The organism is Sphingopyxis sp. (assembly GCF_035565275.1).
GTDB lineage: Bacteria > Pseudomonadota > Alphaproteobacteria > Sphingomonadales > Sphingomonadaceae > Sphingopyxis.
Window position 1 is genome coordinate 1 of sequence record NZ_DATMST010000306.1, and the last position, 2,010, is coordinate 2,010.

General features: G+C 67.0%; 2 protein-coding genes and 1 pseudogene. All 3 read right to left on the reverse strand.

What is annotated here, in order from left to right:
• A pseudogene (locus VN047_RS20135) lies at positions 1 to 339 on the reverse strand (TonB-dependent receptor); the annotation flags it as partial.
• A gap of 8 nt (positions 340 to 347) precedes the next feature.
• Positions 348 to 992 carry a maleylacetoacetate isomerase gene (gene maiA / locus VN047_RS20140; protein ID WP_325545855.1) on the reverse strand — a complete coding sequence of 215 codons (645 nt, stop codon included), beginning with the start codon at positions 990 to 992 and terminating at the stop codon, positions 348 to 350.
• A gap of 8 nt (positions 993 to 1,000) precedes the next feature.
• Positions 1,001 to 2,010 (reverse strand): SO2930 family diheme c-type cytochrome (locus tag VN047_RS20145; RefSeq protein WP_414712739.1); only part of this gene is annotated, 1,010 nt, incomplete at its 5' end.

Sequence of the window (2,010 nt, forward strand, 5' to 3'; positions counted from 1 at the left end):
GTCGAGCATGACGAGCGCGCGGCTCGACGCATTGCCGCCCAGTCCGCGCAGCGTGATGCCCTGGCTCGTCGGGTGCGCCGAGCGGCCATCGGAACGGCGGAACTGGACGATGCCCGCCTCGTCGCGCAGGCGGTTCTCGACGCGGGCGCCAAGGCCGGGTTCGAGATCGCGGATCAACACCCGCTGCTCGACCGCGTCGCCCGCGGGCGGCGTCAGCGCGCCCGATCCGGTCACGACGATCTCTACCGGATCGCGTGTGCAACAGACATATACCGGCACATATTCTTCGTCTTGCGCCATCGCCGCTGCCGGCAACACCAGCGCGAAAACCCCCGTCATGAAGCGAATCACGCCGGCTTCACCGCATCGGGATGCGCCTTTTGAAACGCTTCCAACTCCATGCACGCCGCGTCGATCTCGACGAGCCGTGGATAGGCATCGAGCGGCACCTCGAACCGCCGCGCATTATAGATTTGCGGGACGAGGCAGCAGTCGGCGATCCCCGGCGCGTCGCCGCCAAGATACCGATCATCGCCGGCCATCGCCTCCAGCGCGTCGAACCCCTGCGCGATCCACGTCGCGATCCAGCGGTCCTTGGTCTGCTCGTTGAGTCCGAGGTCCTTCGTCAGATATTTGAGCACACGCAAATTGCCCAGCGGATGGATGTCGCTTGCGATCACCTGCGCCCGCGCCAGCGCGATCGCGCGCGGCATCGCCGCTTCCGGGATCAGCCGCGGTTCGGGAAAGGCGCGGTCGACCCAGTCGATGATCGCCATGCTCTGGATGATCGGCTCGCCATCGACGACGAGCATCGGCACGAAACCCTGTGCATTCTGCTCCAGATACGCGTCGCTCCGCTGCTCGCCGGCGATCAGGCTGACCTCGACGCGCTCGTAGGCGAGCCGTTTGAGATTCAGCGCGATCCGGACGCGAAAGCTGGCCGACGAGCGGAAATAGTCGTGGAGGACGAGCCGGGGCGCTTGATCAGTCATGGCGCCGCCTAATGCGACGCTTTCGGCATCTCCGCAATCCATTGCCGCAGCAGCGCCGCGCCTTCCTTGTGCACCGTCGACCGCCCGACCTCGGGCATCGCGATCCCGGGGTCGGTGCTTTCAAGCCGATAGATCAGGAAGCTGCGGCCGGGATCGCCCGGCGCGATCGCGAAGTCCATGCCGCCACTGCCCCGCCCGGCCGCCGTCGGCCGCTTGCCGATGCCATAGTTCACGCCCGCCGGGTCGTCGGTCCAGCGCAGGAACAATCCGCTGTTCGACGCGCTGCCCGCGGGGTTGTGGCAATGCGCGCAATTGACGTCGAGATAGGCGCGGGCGCGGTCGGCCACGCTGCCGCTCTTCGGATCGTCCCACTGGGGCATCACCGGCTTCAGCGCAGCCGGGTTTTCGAAATAGACGCTGCGCAGCTTGTCCGGGACCGCGGGAGCAAGGATGAAGTTCCGCGCCTTCGGCCCGATCGGCACGATCTCGCCATTCAGGCTGTGGCATTCCTTGCACTGGTTCCGGTTCGGGACGGCGTAGCGGATATCATGCGTATCGCCGTCGGGACTTTTGAAGGTCGCGGGCACGCGCCGTCCGCCGAGCGCCAGCGTCGCGTCCCCGCCGTCGGCATCCCAGATATAGGGCAGCGCGACCCAGCCGGCCGTGCGGCGGATCAGCAGCCGCGTCTCGACCGGGCGCCCTTCATTGACGTCGCTCCAGCCGAAACTCTTGATCAGCACGGTGCCGACCGGGAAATCGATCACACCATCGTCCAGCACCTTCGCCTTCTTGCCCGCGGGGATCGAGATGAAGCGATGCTTGTCGGTATAGTCACTGAACAGCGGCGCGCGCAGCGTATAGCCGATGCGCGCCAGCGGCGCCTTCGGGTCGTTTCCGCTGAACAGCCCGAACGCCGACAGCTTCGGGGGCAGCGCCTCGCTGTCGATCACCGCCTGATTGACGCCGGGCGGCGGCGACGCCGCACCGCCGCCCGCACAAAGCAACGCCACGGCGAGCG